General features: G+C 31.9%; 17 protein-coding genes. 13 read left to right on the top strand and 4 right to left on the bottom strand.

Going from position 1 to position 21,004, the window contains the following annotated elements:
- Window positions 1-192: 192 nt before the first annotated feature.
- Entirely contained in the window at window positions 193-2,550 is a 2,358-nt protein-coding gene (locus AAON49_RS07625) for a TonB-dependent receptor (RefSeq protein WP_349553874.1), read from the top strand.
- On the opposite strand, the gene AAON49_RS07620 is transcribed toward AAON49_RS07625, so the two are convergent.
- Window positions 2,547-3,044, bottom strand: a complete 498-nt coding sequence (locus AAON49_RS07620) for a mechanosensitive ion channel domain-containing protein (protein ID WP_349553873.1) — start codon at window positions 3,042-3,044, stop codon at window positions 2,547-2,549. The two genes, AAON49_RS07625 and AAON49_RS07620, sit on opposite strands and share 4 nt — an antisense overlap.
- A gap of 186 nt (window positions 3,045-3,230) precedes the next feature.
- Between AAON49_RS07620 and AAON49_RS07615 the strand changes: the two genes are divergently transcribed.
- The 3 genes from AAON49_RS07615 (at window position 3,231) to AAON49_RS07605 (ending at window position 5,235) form a co-directional block, all read left to right on the top strand.
- On the top strand, window positions 3,231-4,268 hold the full coding sequence (locus AAON49_RS07615) for a helix-turn-helix domain-containing protein (RefSeq protein WP_349553871.1): 1,038 nt from the start codon (window positions 3,231-3,233) through the stop codon (window positions 4,266-4,268).
- Between the two features lie 110 nt (window positions 4,269-4,378).
- Window positions 4,379-4,732: a hypothetical protein gene (locus AAON49_RS07610; protein ID WP_349553870.1), complete on the top strand. Its 354-nt coding sequence runs from the start codon at window positions 4,379-4,381 to the stop codon at window positions 4,730-4,732.
- 35 nt (window positions 4,733-4,767) lie between these two features.
- Window positions 4,768-5,235: a YHS domain-containing (seleno)protein gene (locus AAON49_RS07605; RefSeq protein ID WP_349553869.1), complete on the top strand. Its 468-nt coding sequence runs from the start codon at window positions 4,768-4,770 to the stop codon at window positions 5,233-5,235.
- Window positions 5,236-5,288: 53 nt separating this feature from the next.
- Here the strand turns inward: AAON49_RS07605 and AAON49_RS07600 are convergent, their stop codons facing one another.
- The gene (locus tag AAON49_RS07600) at window positions 5,289-7,517 is read right to left on the bottom strand and encodes a vanadium-dependent haloperoxidase (RefSeq protein ID WP_349553868.1); all 2,229 of its coding nucleotides are present in this window, start codon (window positions 7,515-7,517) and stop codon (window positions 5,289-5,291) included.
- Window positions 7,518-8,050: 533 nt separating this feature from the next.
- On the opposite strand from AAON49_RS07600, the gene AAON49_RS07595 reads away from it, so the two are divergent.
- Complete coding sequence (locus AAON49_RS07595) at window positions 8,051-8,491, top strand: hypothetical protein (RefSeq protein ID WP_349553867.1); 441 nt, start codon at window positions 8,051-8,053, stop codon at window positions 8,489-8,491.
- A gap of 56 nt (window positions 8,492-8,547) precedes the next feature.
- On the opposite strand, the gene AAON49_RS07590 is transcribed toward AAON49_RS07595, so the two are convergent.
- On the bottom strand, window positions 8,548-11,790 hold the full coding sequence (locus AAON49_RS07590) for a S41 family peptidase (RefSeq protein ID WP_349553866.1): 3,243 nt from the start codon (window positions 11,788-11,790) through the stop codon (window positions 8,548-8,550).
- 326 nt (window positions 11,791-12,116) lie between these two features.
- Here AAON49_RS07590 and AAON49_RS07585 point away from each other — a divergent pair, with 326 nt between their 5' ends.
- The 8 genes from AAON49_RS07585 to AAON49_RS07550 all read left to right on the top strand — a co-directional run bounded on the left by AAON49_RS07585 (window position 12,117) and on the right by AAON49_RS07550 (window position 18,841).
- Window positions 12,117-13,808: a patatin-like phospholipase family protein gene (locus AAON49_RS07585; RefSeq protein ID WP_349553865.1), complete on the top strand. Its 1,692-nt coding sequence runs from the start codon at window positions 12,117-12,119 to the stop codon at window positions 13,806-13,808.
- Window positions 13,809-13,928: 120 nt separating this feature from the next.
- Entirely contained in the window at window positions 13,929-15,326 is a 1,398-nt protein-coding gene (locus tag AAON49_RS07580) for a tyrosinase family protein (protein WP_349553864.1), read from the top strand.
- Complete coding sequence (locus AAON49_RS07575; protein ID WP_349553863.1) at window positions 15,323-16,183, top strand: copper chaperone; 861 nt, start codon at window positions 15,323-15,325, stop codon at window positions 16,181-16,183. The genes AAON49_RS07580 and AAON49_RS07575 overlap by 4 nt, the downstream gene beginning before the upstream one ends.
- Before the next feature lie 31 nt (window positions 16,184-16,214).
- Window positions 16,215-16,661, top strand: coding sequence for a DUF7868 domain-containing protein (locus tag AAON49_RS07570; protein WP_349553862.1), 447 nt, complete (start codon window positions 16,215-16,217; stop codon window positions 16,659-16,661).
- A gap of 96 nt (window positions 16,662-16,757) precedes the next feature.
- Entirely contained in the window at window positions 16,758-17,261 is a 504-nt protein-coding gene (locus tag AAON49_RS07565) for a hypothetical protein (protein WP_349553861.1), read from the top strand.
- A 113-nt stretch (window positions 17,262-17,374) separates the two neighbouring features.
- Complete coding sequence (locus AAON49_RS07560) at window positions 17,375-17,809, top strand: MarR family winged helix-turn-helix transcriptional regulator (RefSeq protein ID WP_349553860.1); 435 nt, start codon at window positions 17,375-17,377, stop codon at window positions 17,807-17,809.
- 56 nt (window positions 17,810-17,865) lie between these two features.
- Window positions 17,866-18,399: a cytochrome b gene (locus AAON49_RS07555; protein WP_349553859.1), complete on the top strand. Its 534-nt coding sequence runs from the start codon at window positions 17,866-17,868 to the stop codon at window positions 18,397-18,399.
- 10 nt (window positions 18,400-18,409) lie between these two features.
- Complete coding sequence (locus AAON49_RS07550) at window positions 18,410-18,841, top strand: antibiotic biosynthesis monooxygenase family protein (protein ID WP_349553858.1); 432 nt, start codon at window positions 18,410-18,412, stop codon at window positions 18,839-18,841.
- Window positions 18,842-19,106: 265 nt separating this feature from the next.
- Here AAON49_RS07550 and AAON49_RS07545 read toward each other — a convergent pair whose 3' ends face one another.
- The gene (locus AAON49_RS07545; protein WP_349553857.1) at window positions 19,107-20,285 is read right to left on the bottom strand and encodes a tetratricopeptide repeat protein; all 1,179 of its coding nucleotides are present in this window, start codon (window positions 20,283-20,285) and stop codon (window positions 19,107-19,109) included.
- Window positions 20,286-21,004: the final 719 nt, after the last annotated feature.

The following is a 21,004-nucleotide window of genomic DNA, read 5'->3' as shown; positions in this document are numbered from 1 at the left end:
TAGATTTAAAAGAAACAGTAAGAAAGTTGTAATCCAAGTAAATAGATATACTTTTAAAAATGATTTGACTTCCTTTTTTAACAACATGATAATTCTAAGACGCTCACAATATGAGAAAGTTACACAAACTTAACACTCTATGAAAACATTGAGTAAAATGGAAAGCTTATTTTTGTAGTTCATTACTATGATATGAATAGCACCCTTAGCAAACATATACTATTTCTGGTTTTTCTTTTAATAACTTCAGTTGCTTACTCGCAAATTAAAACAACTATTAAAGGTAAAGTTTTGGATGAAAAAGGAGCACCTATTTTTGGGGCAACCGTATTTTTAAATAACAATCAAGGTAGTATAACAGATGAAAAAGGAACCTATAGAATAGCAAATGTAACACCTGATTCATATAATATTACAGTAAGTTTTTTAGGGTATAAATCTCAAACGAAATTTAATATCATCATAAAATCAAAAGGAAACCCATCATTTGATTTTGTTCTTATTGAATCTAATGAAGAGCTAGAAGAAGTTGTACTTACCAATCAGAATAAAATTAGTAGGCCTAAAGAAACCCCTTTATCCACTCAGTCTTTATCTGCTGTTGAGATTGCAACTTACCCAGGTGGTAATAATGATGTTGTACGTGTGGCCCAGACATTTCCAGGAGTTTCCCCTTCAGTAGGAGGTTTTCGTAACGATCTTATTATTCGTGGTGGAGCACCCAATGAGACTGTGTATTATTTAGATGGAATGGAGATTCCAAACATAAACCATTTTGCTACTCAAGGAAGTGCAGGAGGTCCGGTAGGTTTACTCAATGTATCCTTTATTAATGATGTAACATTGTCTACTTCTTCTTTTGGAGCGCAATATGATAATCCATTATCAGGTGTATTGCAGTTTAAACAACGAGATGGAAATAAAGAAAATTTCAACACAAATGTTCGAGTAAGTGCTACAGATGCAGCTTTTACGCTAGAAGGACCTTTATTCAAAAGAGAAGAAAAAGAAAGTAAAACAAGTTTCTTGTTTTCTGTAAGAAGAAGTTATCTACAAGCACTTTTTAAACTGATAGGATTACCCATTAGACCTAACTATTGGGATTACCAATATAAAATATCACATGAAATTGATGAATACAACAATTTGTATATACTAGGATTAGGCTCTATAGATGATTTTACGGTAGAAGCTCCGGATGAATTCGATGAAGAAGCGCAACTTGTTTTAGATCAAGCTCCTTTTATCGAACAAAGAACCAATTCAATTGGTATTACTTGGAGAAAAAGATTTCAAGATGGTAGCGGATTTATGCAAACAACCTTAAGTAACAATAGATTAAAGAATATTTTTACAACCTATCAAGATCCTGAGAATGAAAGCGGAGTGATTTTTAAAAATGATGCTATAGAATCGGAAACAAAATTAAGATATCTGTTTACTAAGTTTGCTAATGATTGGAAGGTTACTGCCGGATTTAACGCACAATATTCTTACTATACCAACAATACTGTTAATAATACTGATAACATATTTTTTGATACTGAAATTGATTTCATGAAATATGGAGTGTTTATTAATTCTGCTAGATCATTTTTCAATGATCGATTGGATATATCTGCTGGTTTTCGTTTGGATAGTGATGGTTTTACAAATACCAATCTTCTCTCTACATTTTCTCCAAGATTATCTTTGTCATATGAGTTTATTCAAGATTGGAGAATAAGCGCAACTGTTGGAAGATATTATAAATTGCCTCCATATACGATTTTAGGATTCAGGAATAATATATCTAATCTTATAAATCAAAATGCTAAGTATACAAGCAGTGATCATTATGTATTAGGGTTTCAATACATACCATCTCCATCAACTATAGTTTCTCTAGAAGGATTTTATAAGAAATATGATAATTATCCTGTTTCTGTTTTAGATCAAGTTTCGTTGGCTAACAAAGGTGCAGATTTTGAAGTCTTAGGTAATGAAGACATAGAAACAGTAGGTAAGGGAAGAAGTTATGGTTTAGAATTCCAGTATCAACAAAAACTCACAAATAATTTTTACGGAATCTTTTCATACACTTATTTCTTTAGTGAATTTACTGGGTTTGACACTTCAAAATATATTCCATCGGTATGGGATAGTAGACATTTGATTTCTTTCGTAGGTGGATATAAATTGAACAAAAATTGGGAGATTAGCTCTCGTTATCGCTTTGCTGGGAAAACGCCATATGTACCTACTGATTTGAGTCAAACGTTGCTAACATATCCAGAAATCACTTTAGATTATAGTAGACTAGGAGAAGAGAAGCTGAATACATTTAGTCAATTAGATATTCGTGTAGACAAGAAATGGAATTACTCTAAGTGGTCTTTGAATATCTTTTTAGAAGTTCAGAATATTTTAGCGCAAGATATTCCATTACCACCAGAGTATGGTTTAAATAGAGACGATCAAGGAACTATCATAAACCCTATTAGTCTTACTGAAGTAGAACAAGATTCTGGAATTCCAATCCCTAGTATTGGAATTGTAGTTGATTTTTAAGAATTATTCAAAAACTCTGTTCCTTTTTGAAGTATAATAGAGTTAGGAACAGTAACCTCTCTGCCTTCATCAGTTTCTATCAAAACATAAAAACCAGTCATATTTTTAACAGTACCTGAAAAGTCAAACTCTTTATCAAGTACTTTTACTCGATCTCCAATTTTTAGTGGATGATAAAAGAAAATAATTACACTAGCAGTTAAATTTGAGAGCAAAGACCATTGCGCGAAAAAAGCAATACCAATAATGGCTAGTAAAGATGAAAAGAAAATAGAAAGGTCTTCAAGTTTAATTCCAAGAATTAGAATTACAGCGACAAAAAAGACCACGTAGTAAGCAAAATAAAAGGTGTTTTCAACTACCTTTTTACGATTAGGCTCTAAATTTTTTACCAATGTCACTTTTTTTGTAATCCTTTTGGTAATTGCCATCAATGAAATTAACACTAAAAAAGCGGCTACTATAAGTACAATTTGAAGTTTTACATCATCCATAATAGAAAATTTTCTCACAATAAAGATACTACAATAGTATGTTATAAAACTACAACGAGTTAGTAAACTATAACAACATTATGATGCTAAAATAGCTTTTAGTTTTATGCTATAGAATTGAAGTATAACAATGATTGTTAGCAATAATCATTTTTAACGACTTAGTAGGCATCAAACTAAACTACATTGGTCAGTAAGTTCACGGCAGAAATCAATAAGGTATATTTTATCAATCAATATACACTAGTACACATCTTAGAAGGATCAGGTAATATTCAGGTAGATTTTAAGAATTACAGTGATTGGGAAGACAAGATAATCTATCTTAATAAAGGGCAATATATAAAGTTCATGTCAGATAATTTTATCGTCCGATTTATTGAATTTTCTGATGAAGTCATGTTCAATTCAAAAGATGTTCGTGTACTCTTTAAACACTTAGTTTCATTAGGATACATAAATTTTAATGACTGTAAAGATTGTAAACAATTCTTATCATCTACAACTTTTAATGATAATATGCATAGCTTGATAGATGTTTCAACAGAACAATGGTTTTGGCAAAATCCTTTTGGAGCTACAAAAGATGAATATCAAATTATTTTTGATATTAAAGATATTATTGATAAAGAATATTCAGAACAAATCAATGTAAAAAAACTGTCAGATTATTTTACCAATTCTAAGTACAATGTAAAGCATTTGATGAAGAACAGAGTTGGAATTACTATTAGTAATTTGATACGAAAAAAACATATTGATGAGAATAAGAAAGAACTGGCTTTTACAGATAAAAGCATAAAAGAAATTGCTTATGAGCAAGGTTATAAAGACCCTGCTTATTTCAATCGTTTTTTTAAGAAGAAAGTGGGGCAAACTCCTAAAGAATTTCGAGATAATTTTGATTACCAACGTAGAGATCAATTTTCTCAAAACCTATTAGAACTTATTCAATTATTTCATAAAGAACAACACTCACTAGGCTTTTATGCAGATCGAATGAATATGAGTGTTAATACATTGTCAAAAAAAGTAAAGTTTAAGATGAACCTTTCTTTAGGGCAAATGATTAGGTATGAGCTTATTAACTCTGCAAAAAAAATGCTTTCAGAAAAAGTCACGGTTAAAGAAGTGGCTTATACTTTAGGCTTTGAAGAACCCAATAATTTTTCTTCATTCTTTTCTAAATACGTAGGCATTTCTCCTTCTAGTTACGCAAAATAAGTACAACTTTTATCCTGTTTTTTATACGCTTTCTTTTAGCCTTCATTTAGACTTTTGTAGTGTAATTGTAGAATTGCAAAACAAGAGAGTTTAATAAAAAAATAATTAAGATGAACATTAAAGAGCAAGCATCTCAAATGGATGCAATAGTGTCTAAAGGCGCAATTGTAGAAGCTGTACAACAGTTTTTTGCTGAAAACGCAACTACTTCAGATTATAATGGAGCAGTTACATCTAATAAACAACAAATGGTAGAAAAAATGGAAGGCTTTGCTGGTTCAATTGCTACTGTTAACGGAATTACCCATCATTATACAATAGTTGATGGAAACGTTTCTGCATCTGAATTCACCTTTGATTTTACCATGAAAGATGATTCTAAAATCTATTGGCACGAGATAATAAGACGTCTTTGGAATGCAAAAGGTGAAGTAATTCAGGAAGAATACTTCAACGCAAACTAGTAATCAAATTAATAAAAATTTAAAAGAATTTTAAAATGAAAACAACAATTAAATCATTAGTACTTGCAATCATTTTTATACTTACAAGTGCATTAGGTTTTTCGCAAAACAAGAAAGAAAATAATATTGACGACAGTAATATTGCATTACAAGGATATAGTGCAGTTTCCTACTTAGATATGGGATTAGCACAAAGAGGAACAAAACAATTTAAGACTATTCATAACAAGATAGCTTATTATTTTACATCAGCTGAGCAAAAGGAGAAATTTGATAAAAATCCAACTAAATATTTACCACAATATGGAGGTTTCTGCGCTTTTGGAGTATACGTAGGAGCTAAATTTAGAGTTGATCCAAACAAGTTTGTTATCAGTAATGGTAAATACTATTTGTTCTTAAATGATTTAGAAGTAGATGCTAAACAATTATGGATTTCAGAAAAAGAACCTAAGCTTATTAAAACTGCCAATAAAAACTGGAAAAGCTTGAGATCTAAATAATCTTCGCTTAAAATCTTACTCATCAGTACGCTCTTTTGAAAGAGCGTACTTTTCTATTTGATTAATTTCTTTTGAATGACTAGTTTGCTATCCAATGAAATTCCTTTCAAAATATAAACACCATTAGATAGTTTAGGTAAATCAACAGTTCTAGATTCATTTAAGTTTTTCTTTTGAGAAAACACCATTTTTCCTCGAATGTCAAATAATTGTAACGTTAATTCACCGCTGTAATTGTTAGAAATTGTAATCTGATTTTCAAACGGAATTGGGTAAACAGCAGGTTTGACATTTTCTTGTTGAAAGTCATCAACACTTAAAGTACCATTAAAGTATTGTTCAGCTAAGGCGAAAGATTCTCTTCCAATTTTATCTCCAATAACTCTTCCTCTAATATCATCAATAGGAGGGTGGATACCTCCCCAAATTCTTGATAAACTTGTTTGGTCAGAAGCATCTCTATATGTAGCCCATTGAAGCGTAAAACTTTCAGAAGGTCCTTCTTCAAAAACTAAGAATTCATTTTGTATTACATCAAAAGTTCCCATTCCTCCAGGAAAGAAAGCATCTCCTGTTAGTAGGGTTAAAGCCTCAGAAGCTGCTCTTGAAAAAGTAGAGTGTCCTGAAACATATCCTGCAAAAGGAGGAGTAACAAATGTAGGCCTTTGATAAGGCCACCAATGTGTTCCTAAAATCCAATCTACCCCCGCAACGTCTGTGTCAGGATCATTAATATAATCTGGACCTTTCCAAGATTTAATTTTAATTTTCCCTAGGTTTTCATTATTAGCTCCAACAAGTGGATCTCCCATTTTTATCAATTCTATCAATCCAGAAACTAAGGGTAATCCATGAGGGTCAAAATTACTTAAATTAGGATTGGTGCTTTGTCCTTTTGCTGCCATATATCGTATCGCAGAAATAGGTCTGATATAATCATAATAACCTTTTACTCCCCAAGTATTTACAGCCGAATCATGCATGGCACCACCAAGTATCAAATAACTTTTCACATCCCATTCTAAATTGCTTAACACAGCGCCTTCTCCTTTAAATTTTTTGACAGTTTGAGGATGATCACTCACATAATTAAGTAATGTAAACCAATGACCAGGAGGAGTTTCTGAATCTGGACCATCTGCCCAAAATTCTGCTAATACTCTAGCGTAATCTGCCCTTTTGACCATTTGAGTTGTATAAGGAGCATTTGTGGTTGGGTTGATAGCATGTCCTGTTCCAATATCACCACCGTTTGTGAAATCATAAAAATTCTTATACTCTTCAAAAGTTGTAGGGAAAGAAGAGATGTCTACATTTCCTATAGAGCTTGGAGAAATATCAATCATAGTGTTATCAGCAGGATCTAAATGAGCGGACCAAGCAATAACTAAAGCAAAATGCCATTTATAAGGATCTTCTATTCCATTCATAGTTGAATTTTGGATGTATACAGGAGGTCCAGGATCGTTGTACACATAGCAATCAAATCCATTATTAAGAATCTCTAAATCTTCAGGACGTAAAGAAAAAGGAGTCACTTCTCCCCATTCGGGACTCAAAAACTCGGGAGTATTCAAAGGAAAAGGGTTTCCACTCTGATCTACAAAAACATCAAAAGCCAGAGGCTGCCAAGCATTTGGGTCATTTAATAAATTATCTTCATATAACTCTAAAATGAGTGGTGAATTTTCAGGTAGATAGTGCTGATTATCATATCCGTTAATTTCGTTGGCCCCATCTTGCATTCCGAATGCAATCATTTGTTCAGCTAAATAATTTCCTAATGCAGCATAAGAATTGTTAGAATAATCTGTTGTCGTAAAATTTGGACCATAACCATAAGATTGAAACAATGTTGTAAAAGCATCTAAAGAAGCTGTTGCACCAGGCGAGTTAGCAAATCTGTGAGTTAACAAACGATACATTGCATAGCTCATTATTTGATGTGTAGCATATTCTTTGTCTGTAGGAGTTGCTATTCCATCAAAATTACAAGTATATCCTCCAAATGTCTTTCCTAAGAAAATAGTTTCTGCCGTATCATCAAAAATAGCCCAAGCATCATACATAATAATTGAACTATGAAACAGGTTTCTTGCATGCACTGTTGGTCTAGCATAATCATTACGAATTGCTTCTAAAAGCTCTTCGTTCCAATCTCTAGCAACAGAATGCTGAGCATCAATAGTAGTGAGTGTTAGTGTAAAAAACACTAACAAAATTCTCATTGGGTTGATCATCAAGTCTCTAATTTCAGCAAACTTAAAAAATATCTTAAACAAATATTAAATTCTACTGAAAACTTTGGTAGAAATGTGTATTAGATATAGTTGAAATAAAAAGGGGAAAAACCCTGTAGATAATTCTATTGATTGCTATTAATTTTATCTAAAGTTTTAAACTATCTGTTTTCAAAACAGATTGAGTATTACATGATAAAGAAAAAGTTAAGGTAGAATTTAACCTTAGGGGGTATCCGTTTCCCAAACCACAAGGGGACATTGTTTGGGAGGGATGCTTCTTGAAATTTAGTCTTCAAAATTCATTACATGAATTGTTGCTCTTGTATATCCTTCTATAGCTTTATGAAATTTTTCCATTGTGCACTAACTACATTGATTTCTATTGAAATTAGACAGAAGGAATCCTAGGTTGTTTTCCTTGAGTTGAATAAGAAAATCACGTACATATCTTTATTAGAGAAAACCCGTAATAAAGTCTATTTTTCCCTATAAAGAAACAGGGTATTACAGAAGGTGTCTGTTGTTGTTTCAATGCAACTTTGTGATGTTATTAATCATTAAAATTTAAAATCATGAGTGCAGAATCATTGTATGACAACATTCAAAGTTATCTTAGATTAGCTTCTAGAATAACTTCAAGAGAAGGAGACAACATTAATGTTGGAGAACGTTTTACGATTAGGTTTACTGGAAGCAACAGTGCTTACGCTACAAACCTAGTGGGTAAACCTAATATTATATTTAACAATACAAGAGTGTATGTTCAAGGAACAGAATTTGCTAGACCTGTTGGAGGAAACGGGTGGCATAATTTATCTGACACAGCGTTAAGACCTGGTGAATCAAGCTTTATTGACGTTGAGTTTGAAGCAATTGACGATCTTGATTTCTGGTCAGATATTTTTGGAGTTGAACATGTAGCTAAGGCATGGATATTAGCAGATCTTGATCAAAATGAATTTTTCAAAATCTGGGATTATAAAGATGTTCATGAAGAAATTATTGAGACATAGAATATTAAAAGTTGTCAAAAAAAAACTCCTCGAATTTATGTCGAGGAGTTTTTAATTTATTTTACATCTTTTAGCATTTCAGCAACTGATCTTTCTAGTTGTTGATCTCGCCCTTTGTCTATAACTCCGGGCATATTTTTAACTTTAATAGTTGGTTCTGTTTGTAAATTTTCCATCCATTTTCCATCGATGTTTTTAGCACTTACAGGAACAACTCCCCAATAAGAACCATTTGGTAAGCCTTCCCAACCTGCAAAACTACAAGTACCAGGTACTGGCATTCCAACAGTTTTACCAATTTTCAGGTCGGTATATCCTTGCGCATAACAATGCCCATCTGAATACATACTTTCATTAAAAATGGATAATGTTGGTTTTGTCCAACGTGATGTAGGTTCTCCACCTACAACTTTAGCTTCAGTAGCATAAGTAATAAATGGAACTCCTGTGAAAAACATAGCTAAGTCGGCAACTAAATCTCCACCACCATTGAAACGTGTGTCTATAATTACTCCTTTTCTATCAGCATATTTACCCATCATGTCTTGATATATACTACGATAAGGGCCATCACTCATTCCAGGAATATGAACATATCCTAATTGACCGTTACTTAATTTCTCTACTTCTTTCTCATTAATTTTTACCCAACGATTGTATAACAAACGGTTTTCAGCTCCTAAAGAAATAGGTTTTACAGTAATGGTTTGTTTTTTCTTTGTTGTTGGATCAAGGATATCTAGTAACACAAATTTTCCAGATTTTCTATTCAGGTACTTTGCAACATCTTGATTCTTATCTACAGTTTCACCATCTATCTTTTCAATAATCATCCCTGCAGTTACATTAAACTTGGCTTTGTCAAGAGGTCCGCCTTTGATGATTTCATCAATTAAAATTCCATCACCTTTGTGTTTATAGCTCATAAATATTCCTAATGAAGCTGTTGCATCTGCATTTGGAATACTAGTGTTATATCCGGCACCAGCATGAGAAACATTTAATTCTCCTAACATTTCAGAAAGCATTTCAGAAAACTCATAAGAGTTTCCTATATAAGGAAGGTATTTTTCATACTCTGTTTTCATTTTTTTCCAATTTACACCATGGAAATCAGGGTGATAAAAAATTGCATTAGTACGAATCCACACATGGTTGAACATAGCTCTTCTTTCTGCATCTGCATCTAACTTCATCTCACCTCTAATAGCAACACTTTTTCTCTTTTTTGATGCAGGATTGATACTTGCTATTCTTCCTCCGCTTAACAAGTAAAGGTTTTTCATTTGTTTATCCCATTGTAAACTTCCACCTCCAGCATTTAACTTCATAACCATTTTGGTTTCTCTGGTACGTAGATTTGTACTCCAAAGATTTTGTCTTCCTTCAAAGCTTGCTAAGTAATAAAGAACATCTCCTTTTTTAGAAAGCACAGCATCTCCCAAATTAGATGAGTGAATAGTTAATCTACGAGTTCTATCTTTCATGTGATCCCAATCAAAAGTTAACTTCGTTTCTTTCTTTTTCTTATCATCCTTCTTTTTAGAAGTTTTCTTCTTGTCGTCCTTTTTATCTTTCTTAGCTTTCTCTTTTGCTTTCTTCTCTTCTTCTTTAATAGCTTGAGCTAATTTATAATCTTCATCACTTAAGTTGAATTCATCCCAAGCTCCTTGAGTAAAGAACATACTGTATACATCACTTTGAGAACGACCACTAGTGGCATAGGATTTTAACCCATTTTTATTACTAAACCAAATCATTTGTTTTCCTCCATTTACCCATTTAGGATAAGAATCATAGTAACCACTTTCATTAAGATTAACTCTTTTCGAACCGTCAGCGGCCATTAGTAAGACTTCACTATTGCTTAGCGTTTTAGCCCAATCTACTAACAACCATTTACTATCTGGACTCCATGTATAATATTTGTCTCCGTCTCTCATATGAAACAAATCTTTAGGAGTGAGTAAGGTAATGTCTTTATTGCTCTTTACATCTTTTACTTTTAGTGTTCTTCTTCCTTCTATAAAAGCAAGTTTTTTTCCATCTGGAGAATATTTAGGTAAGTAATTGTCATATTTATTTTCAATAACAGTTTCTTCTTTAAGAAGGGTTGCAGCATAAAAGAAAGGTTCTTCTTTGCGCACTTTTTCTGTTTTATAAATACTCCATTTTCCGTTTCTTTCACTGCTATATACTACAGACTTTCCTTCAGGCCCCCAAGTAACAAAACGTTCTTGTTGAGGCGTATTAGTGAGTCTTTTTGTGAATGATTTATCTACTGAAGTCACAAAAACTTCACCACGAGCTATAAAAGCAATCTCTTTTCCGTTCGGAGAAACAGCCATTTCGCGAATACCACCATTTACAGAAACAAACTTGTCTGAATTGTCTTTGTCTTGCGTTCTTACGGTGATTTTAACTTTTTTAGGGCTTCTACCATCTTTCATGGTATATATTTCTCCATCATAACCAAAACATAAAGTTCCGTTCCCCATACTTAAAAAACGCACAGGGTGTAATTTAAACTTTGTAAGTTGTTGATCTTGGTTCGGATTGGAAAGATTAAGTTTATGTACATTAAAGCTTCCACTTTTTTCACTCAAATAGTAAATACTTTTTTCATCGGTAGTAAAAACAGGCTGTCTGTCTTCACCAGCGAATGAGGTAATCATTTTATGTGTATCAGTTTTCTTATTGTAAGTCCAGATATCACGTGTAATGGAAGATTTATGATGTTTTCTCCATTCATTTTCTCCACCTTTCTTGTCATGATACACCATTATATTTCCATTTTTTGAAACCTGAACATATTCAACAGGAATAGTAAATAGTTGATTTACTTTTCCAGATTTTACAGGAACGCTATACAATTCAGATTGAGATCTATGAGGATATTGTCTGTGTTTTACATCATCTTGTCTTAATGCTCCAAAAATGATCTCTTTGTCATTGGAAGCAAATGTGTAAGGATGCTCATCGTTAGAGTGGAAGGTAAGTCTATTTGCTTCACCACCTTTGGCATCCATTACATAGATGTCAAAATTTCCATATCTGTCAGATGCAAAAGCAATTTTAGAACCATCTTTACTCCAAATAGCTTTATAATCGTGAGCTTTGTGATAGGTTAATTGTGTAGCATCTCCGCCACTAGATGACACCTTATACAAATCTCCTTTATAGGTAAATACAATTTCTGTTCCGTCTGGAGAAATAGCTGCATGTCGCATCCATTTGGGATTCTCTTGAGCACTTAAAGCAAATGTACCCAACAAGAAAGTAAGAATTAGTTGTTTCATGGGTTAAAAATTTTGGCTCTAAGCTAAGAAATAAGTCGGTGTTATTGTTAAGAAAACACAATGTTAAAATTATTTTAACATTTTAAAGATGTCAATTAAGCTCCATATCATAAATACCTATTTTTAAAAGAAGGTTTATTCCAAATTACCTATAGCTAGGGATATTGGATATCTCTGATGTGAAATAATTTGCAGTCATCATTTTAAAATGGGTATATATACCTATTGTTCTTGAGGGCATAGATTCCTAAATTTAGAATTGTCCTCATTACAAGATGTTTACATCTTAAACTAAGCATATACCTACAAATTTAAAAACATAAAAAATGTCTGAAAACACTATTGAAAAACAATCATTACAACCATTTGAAACAATTGGACTTTGTTTTAGTGGTGGTGGATATCGTGCGACTTTTTTTGCATTTGGAGTCATTTCCTATTTGCAACAAGCAAAGTATAAAGACAATCCTCTTTTGTCTTCCGTAAGAGCGCTAAGTACAGTAAGTGGAGGGACGTTAACCGGTGTAGGATATACAAAGGCATTACAGGAAGAAAACTATAATTTTTACAAATTCTTTAAAACATTTTATAACACATTTACACCGGAAAATGATAAGTTGTTACATACAGCTGTAGCTAAACTTATTGATGATCAAGTGTGGAAAGATCATCCGTATAAGAAACGTTCTTTAATCAATGCATTTGCTTTAGCTTATCAAGATTTAGATGTATTTAAAGGAGATTTTAGTTCGATACAAAAAGACAATATCAAACAACTAAAAAAAGTAAGTTTTAATGCAACAGATTTTTCTTTTGGATTGACTTATCGCTTTCAAAATGTAGGTTATTTTGGCAACAATCCTTTGTATAGAAGTAATCAAAAAGAGATTAATGTATTGAGGCCTCTTGTGAAGTTTGGAGATGTTATTGCTTCTTCCTCTTGTTTTCCTGTTGGGTTTGAGCCATTGGTTTTTCCTGATGATTATTTTGAAGATCATCAATCAGTTGAATATCAAAATCTAAAGAAACTTGATGATTTTGTTGACGGAGTAGGTATTATGGATGGAGGAATTACAGATAATCAGGGTATTGGAAGCATGCTCAATATTAACAGAGAACTCAAATTAGATTTAATTATCGTTTGTGATGTAAGTAGTTATAAAATGGATCCTTGGGAACCAGAAAAAGCAGAAGTAAAAGATTCTTCCAGCATTCAAAAGTTATTAGGAAGGTTTATGAAATCTGTGGCATTCCGTCCTATTTATTGGATCACTATTCTTCTAGGTCTATTTTTAATATTATACAATTTATTTTTTGAAATAGGGAATACATGGAATATTGTATTGAAAATTGTAGGTAGTTTGTTACTTACAGTTGGTTTATTATTCAGTATTGTTAGCTTAGGGATTTCATCTATTGTAAATTTTGCTTCTAAGAAATTGAAAGCCTTGTTTAAGAAGAAAGTTCCAAAAGATTTATCAAAGCAAATTCTCTTGTTTAAGAAACTGGATATTTCATTAGTAAAAAGAATGTTGGTTGAAAGAGCAACTTCTTCTATGAAAATGATTAGTGATGTCTTTTTAAAGCAAATACGACGCATCAATTACCAGTTCTTTTACTACAAGGATAGTTTAAAACACAGACGTATTACAGCTACAGTATATCGTCTAAATGGATTGGAAACACCTTATTCTACGAAAAACTTAGATTATAACGAGCAGATTCAACCAGCACCTAGTAAATCTCTACAGAAGGTAGCATTAACAGCATCTCAAACTCCAACTACTTTATGGTGGGATGATGAAGATATTAAGAAAAAGAGAATGGATACACTCATTGCTTGCGGTCAGTTTACCATTTGTTATGAGCTGATGAACTATATCATTAAGTTAAAAGCTGATAAAGATTCTGGAATTACTGATTTTACTGAGATAGATAAACTATATGATGGTTTACAATCAGACTGGACTGCTTTTAATGACAAACCTATGTGGTTGGTGGATGAATTGAAAAAATAATTGATTTGAAGCCTAAATACAGGTATTTCTACGCTTTTATTTCTCCAAGCAAACTTCTTTCTTTATTCCGTAAGATACTGATTACAAATAAATTATAAATCAACATAAAATAAATCTCAAATGAAAGTAAGAAAAGATGTGTACGGATTACCAAAAGGTGATACAACCTTAGAATGGTATGAAAAGGCAGTGGCCTTGATGAAAACACGTGATACAAGTGATCCCACAAGTTGGGCTTATCTAGGAGCTATTCACGGAATTAGTCCAAACCCTCAATGGAATTATTATTGGAGTCAATATGCTCCTTTTCCCCCAAAAACAGAAACAGATGGTTTCTGGGAACGTTGTCAGCATCAATCTTGGTATTTTTTACCATGGCATAGAATGTATTTAGCGTATTTCGAACAAATTGTAGCTCAAGCTATTGTTGAATTAGGTGGGCCAGATGATTGGGCACTTCCATTTTGGAACTATTGTGATACAGAAAACCCTTTAGCTTTAGATATTCCAGAAGCATTTACTACTCCTGCAGATTCTAGCAATAATCTATGGATGCCTAACAGGCATAATCAGGTTGATAGATCTAGTGTTACCTTAAAAGCTTTAAAGAAAAAAATCTATACAACATCACCTCAAGAAACAGGATATGGTGGACCAGAAACAAAGTTCAATCACAGTGGTGGTTCAAACGGAGCTTTAGAAAGCTATCCTCATAATCATGTGCACGTTGATATTGGTGGAGCAATGGGTAATCCTGATACAGCAGGATTAGATCCAATTTTCTGGCTGCATCACGCAAATATTGATAGATTATGGCAAGTTTGGCTCAATGAAGGAGAAGGAAGATCAAATCCTGATGAGAAAAATTGGTTGAACTTCAAGTTTAACTTCCATGATAAAGATAAACAAGCTGTAACTCTAACACCTAAAGAAGTAGAAGATACAAGAAAAGTACTTTCCGGTTATACATATGAAGGAGTTGCACCAAGTGCACCTGGAGCTGTAACTAAGGCAGCAAAAGGAGCCGTTGCAGGAAGAAAAATGGCTGTAATGCCCTTGGAAATTGTAGATGCTACGCAAAAAGCACAAGCTTTAACTGCACAGCCTTCAAGGGTTTCACTTTCCTTATCAGCAAAAAAGGCTTCAAGAAAGTCGGCGAAAACTGTAAGTAAACAAGAAGGAGGGAAGCGAATGATGTTACGTTTTGAAAATATCAAAGGAACAGGTTTGGTGCCAGTTCAATCTGTGTATCTAGAGATTCCTGGTGAAGATGGAATACCACAAGCTTATTTAGCTGGTTCACTAGCTCTATTTGGTTTAGAAAGAGCCTCAACTGCTGATGAACATCATTCTGGAAGTGGTTTGAGTGAGCATTTAGACATCACAGAGCTTGTTAATTCTTTACAAGATTCTGGAAAGTTTAACGCTGATAAATTAGATGTGTTAATTCAATCTAATCGTCCTATGCCAAACGAATCATCGGTTTCTGTAGGTAAGATTAGTTTGTATAGTGAATGAGTTTTTTAGCTGATACATCTAAATTTCAAGTTGCATATCATAAGTATGCAGAAAGAATCCGTATCTCAAAAGCATTGAATCCAGAATGGTGGGTGTTTTTGTTAAGCGGAACTGTCTGGGTTTTACTTTGTATTCAGAGTATTTCTAACTCTATATATTCTGAGAATTCTTCTACAGCTTTTCAATTATGCTATTCTATAAATAGTGTAATAGAAGTAACAGATATAACTTCTACAGGAACTTTCACTAATAAGCTTGAAATACTATATGTTACTATCAAAGGAAACATTATCTCTTGGATTATAATGATCGTAGCGATGATGTTTCCTTTATTAGAAAAATCCATTCGTCATGTGGGAATCTCAGTAAGAAGAACTCAACGTGACATAGGAATTTTCTTCTTTTTAATAGGCTATTTATTTCTTTGGACTCTTATAGGGTTTGTATTTTTACTATTGCCACTATTTCTAGAATGGTTCCTGCCAAATAAAACATTCTTATCACTTCTTATAGGAATACTTTTTATCATTGCTGCTGTATTGAGTTGGAAACCTTCTCGAAGAGTGATTATGATGAAGTGTGAATTTACCATGCCTATCCGAATTTATGGATGGCTTTTTTACAGAGATACATTAGTTTATGGTTTTAGAATTGGTTGGGCTTGTCTGGGAATGTGTTGGCTGGTAATGACAGCTTTAATGTTAGCTAGACATCATTTTGCTTTAATGTTTGTTGTAAGTAGTATTGTGTTGATTGAGCGCTATTTTGTGGCACATGAAAATAAGTTACCTGGTTATGCTTGGATGTGCTTAGGAGTTTTGTTGATAGGAGTAGAGCTAACATCACTTTTATTCTAGAAAGAATTGTATTTTAGAGTTTTAGAATTATATGTCAATAGTACTTGCCCAAACATCTCAGGTTCAAATTTCTTTTAAAGAAAAGAATGTAAGATCTATTGTCTTAGAAATCAACAATGCTGCTGTGCAACAATGGAAAACAACCTCATCAAATACCCGTTTTCGTTTGCATTTGAATCATATAAAAGGAAAAGCTATGTTTCCTGGAATTCAAATTTTTTTAGACGCATCAGATCATAAATCAATAGAAAAACCAATGTTAGGTTCTTTAGCCTTGTATGGACTTCATACTGCATCTAAAGGGGAACAAGGAGAAAAAGTAAAGGGAATTACTGAAATTATTGAGATAGAAAAATCACTTCATATTGCTATTGAAAAAGTTTTAAACTCTCAAAGTTTTTTGAAAATCGAATTTATTCCAAAGCGTAGTATTTCAGAACAATTTAGTATTGATAGCATTGAGTTAAAGACTCTATAAATCAATTTTTAAGAAAAAATTAGTTATTGTTCCTATATGAGATTTGTAATTTGTGGTTATTAAATCATTGACAACCAAATTTATTACACACAATCCATGAAAAAATTAGCAGTTGTATGCCTATTGTTTTTTGTAGCATTTAATTCTGAAGCTCAGTATGAAAATGATGTTACATCTATTGAGAATATTGGTAAAGCGTATTACGAAATAGTATCAGGTCCTATTGGAGAAAAAAGAGATTTTAACCGATTACGAAACCTTTTTCACCCAAAAGCCACTTTAACCTATAGCTATTATTCAAAAGAAGAGAAAAAGAATAAGCTCATGCATATGGATATTGAGGGCTATATCGGAAAACTAGATTATTTAGATAAGAAAGGATTTTATGAAAAGGAACTCTATGTTTCGTCTGAAACCTATGGTTCTATCACCCAATCTATAAGCACTTACAAGTTTTGGATGGAAGACAAAACCGCTGAAGGAAAAGGGTTTACCAGCTATCAGTATTTTTGGGACGGCAAGCGTTATTGGATTCTCTCAATGTTTTGGATGATGGAAAGCGATCAGTATCCCATTCCAAAAAAATATTTGAAAGAGTAAATTAGCTTTTAAAATAGGAGAGAAGTCATAGAAATGATGATCAACTTTCTATTAGATTATCAAAGTTATATTTTATATTTGTCACGTTATCTAATTACATAACAAATAATAAAATGGAATCTTTTTTAGACCAATCAGCAGGTTACTTAATTAATATGTCGGCTCTCTTGTTAAAAAGAGAATTAAATACAGCGATAAAGAATAATAAGATTGACATTACGCCTGAGCAATGGGCTATATTAAATAGATTAAAAGAGAATTCTGGATTAACCCAAAAAGAAGTTGCTAAGCTTACATTTAAAGACAATGCCAATATTACACGAATAGTTGATAAGCTAGAAGCTAAAGGATTGGCTGTCAGAAAAGCTGATTCTGATGATAGAAGAGCTTGGAAAATTTCAATCACTAAAAAAGGAATAGAAATCCGTGATTTGGTTGAACCTTTAGCCATAGAAGTTTTGAAGAAAGCTACCAATGGATTAAGTGATAATGATGTTCAAGAATTTAATAATACTTCAAAAAAAATATTAGAAAATCTATCTAAATAATTTTTTATAATTATATTTGATATGACAAATATTGTTGTAGCAAGTCAATTATAATTATGAATAAGTCTAAAATTAAAAATGATCTCTCACAGAAGTATAGCAAAGCTACAATTCTAATTCACTGGTTAACAGCGGTATTGATAATAGCTTTATTTCCTTTGGGAAAATATATGTCTGGAATTTCAGCTTCCGAAAAAATGGATTTGATAAAGATTCACGTCATATTAGGAAGCATCGTGTTTGTGTTAACACTTATCAGAAGTTATTTGTTCTTTAAATCAAGTAGACCAGAAGGTATAAAAACAGGTTCTAAGATTAATGACAAACTTGCTGTTTGGATTCATCATGCTTTTTACTTTCTACTGATTGGGATTTCAATTGCCGGTATAGTGACTATGATGGTTGGGGGATATGTTGATGCTTTACAAACAGGAGCTGCAGATTTGATACAATCTAAAGAAGAATTAATGCCTTTAAAGGCTCACGGCTTACTAGCAACAATAATGATACTATTATTGGTACTACATGTAATAGGTGTAGCTAAGCATTACCTAATAACAAAAGAGAACACTTTAAAAAGAATATCTTAATAATTATAGTATGAATACCATAAAACAAGTTAAAAACAGCGTAATCAAAATTTCAAGAATACTTTTAGTTTCATTATTGTTAATTTATATCTCTTCTTGTAATAATGAAGATAATTCTAAAAACAAAACCAATATGGAAGCCAACAATTCAACACATGTAATTCTTATCAATCCGTTTGAAGTGCCAGAAGGAAAATTAGAAGAATCTATACAATATTGGGAAGCTTGTAGAGACTTTTTAAAGAAAGAGCCAGGGTATATTTCAACAAAACTACATCAATCTTTAAAAAGCAATACAAAATTTGAGTTGATCAATGTTGCGGTATGGGAGAGTGCAAAAGCATTCACAGAAGCTAGCCAAAAAATGGCTAAAGAATTAGGAGTTCCGCCAACAGAAGGCTTAAAAGCCAATCCGTCTTTATATACCGTAGTAAGTGAGTAGTTTGTGAATTTATATTTGGTGTTTAGCTTAAAGCTATATTCATATAACTTGTAAGAATTGGTAGTGCCCCTCAAACCATTTTTCTTACAGCTACCACCAATTACTTTTAACTTTCCAACAATTGAATCTGTCCTGACTAATCTTATCGCGTGATGCCTGTCCCTAACTCATTTTGAGTTTTATCCGTTTTAGATCCTATTACAATAGAAAAGAGGAGGGAAGCTGCAATGCCTGCCTGTCCGGCAGACAGGTGTGTGGAATGAAATCATAAACTTAACTTCTTTTTTACTTCTTCTATGTATTCGTCAAGTAAATAAGTTTTTTCATCAATTTCTTTTGCTTTATTGTAATATTCTAAAGCTTTTTGATATTCACCATTATCATGATAATAGATGCCGAAATTTAAATAACAATAGGAATTAGTCCCGTCTAAAATCATTGATTCTTGAAGGTCTTTGAAACCTTCCTCTTTGAAGCCAAGCTTAATCTTTGCAAAACCTCTATTATTTAATGCATAAGCAAAACTCTCATCTAACAATATTGCTTTTTCGAAATCCTTGATAGCATTTTCATAATCTTTCATTACATTATAGGTATATCCTCGATTATTGAAAGCAATACTATTTTTTGAGTTCAGTTCAATAGCTTTATTATAATCTTTTAGTGCCTCATTATACAAACCAGAAAAGGATTTTATTAATCCTGAATTTGTATAATCATTAGAATCAAATTGTTTTTTGAATTTATTATCATATAAGTTATTAACTCTCATTGCATTTTGATAATCTTTTATTTGCAAATAGGCGCTAATTAACAATTGATAAATTATTCCTTCTTGATAACCTTCATTGTAAACTTTTTCCAATTCTATAACTGCTAGATTATATTCTTGATTGTTATAGTATTCAATTCCAACATAATATTCATTAGGTATATTTCTATGCTTCAATAAATCTAATATTTGTTTACCATCATTGAAAACTATAGTACCGCCATGTAATTCTATAGGTTCTTTACTAGGAACAATGTTTATATAAAAGTCATAATAGGTTGAAACATTGAAAAAAAATAAAATAGCTTTAACATGATCATTTAAATTACTAAAGAAAACCAAATAGCTTAGAATTATAGATAAGATTAACGATGCCAAAGGCCCCATTAAATTAATAAATATTTGATTACTTATTGATAGTTTTTGTTGCTCAAATAAACAAAGTCCAATCTTCCAATTAAAAGGTTTTTTGTTAAAAAAAAGTTCTAATCTTCCAATCACTACTTTGAAACTTTCCTTTGGGTTTCCATAAGAACCTAAATATAATGTCACTTTTTTGTCAGTGAGTAATAGAGCAGGAATACCATGTCCTAATTCATGAATTAAAGTTGAAAACGGTCTTAATATTACTGCAAAAAGAATTAAGAAAACTAGGTAATAAAAAAATAACATACGTTTTTAAATCTCTTTTAATAAGGTTTCAATATAGAACAATTTTAATATTAGATATTATCTGTATTCAAAGAAACACTCCTTGAGTTACCGACGTTCTATAAATCAAATAGTAGAACAGGAGGGAAGCATAATTAGTGTAAGGTGGAAATACTATATTGATAAAACATTAAATCAAATTAATCATTATCTCCTGAAAAGTTTTACCAATAAAGCAATTACCATTATTCCTAATAAAACATATTGGGCGATTATAAAATCATCATTTTTGTCAAAAATTTGGAGTGAAAAAATAAGCACAATAGGTATATAAATCAAATATTCTATTTTTTTATTTTGGTTAGTCATTTGTTATTTAGGTTTTCTTAAATAATTTAAAGTTGTCATAATTTTTTTGTTTTAATAGGTTAAATATTAGCTTATTACGATTTTTATAAAGTTATAATTACTATTAATTCTCAAAGAAATTTTCTCCATAAAAAAAGTAAGGGAAAACCTTACTTTTTATTATTCACGCTTGAAAAACAATTTTTTCTTGATAAGAATGTTGCGAGCTAAACACTCTTTGGAGTTGCCGACGTAGGAGGGAAGCTTTAATGCCTGCCTGTTTTGCAGACAGGTGTGTGGAATGGAACTCTATCTCATTTTAATATGATTTACAATTTCTTCCAAACACTATTTTTTCCAATAATTAAGTTACATATTGTTCTTATAAAATT

It is taken from the genome of Pseudotenacibaculum sp. MALMAid0570 (assembly GCF_040151415.1).
Classification (GTDB): Bacteria; Bacteroidota; Bacteroidia; order Flavobacteriales; family Flavobacteriaceae; genus Polaribacter.
The sequence above is the reverse complement of the archived record's forward strand: the minus strand, read 5'-3'. Positions and strand labels throughout refer to the sequence as shown.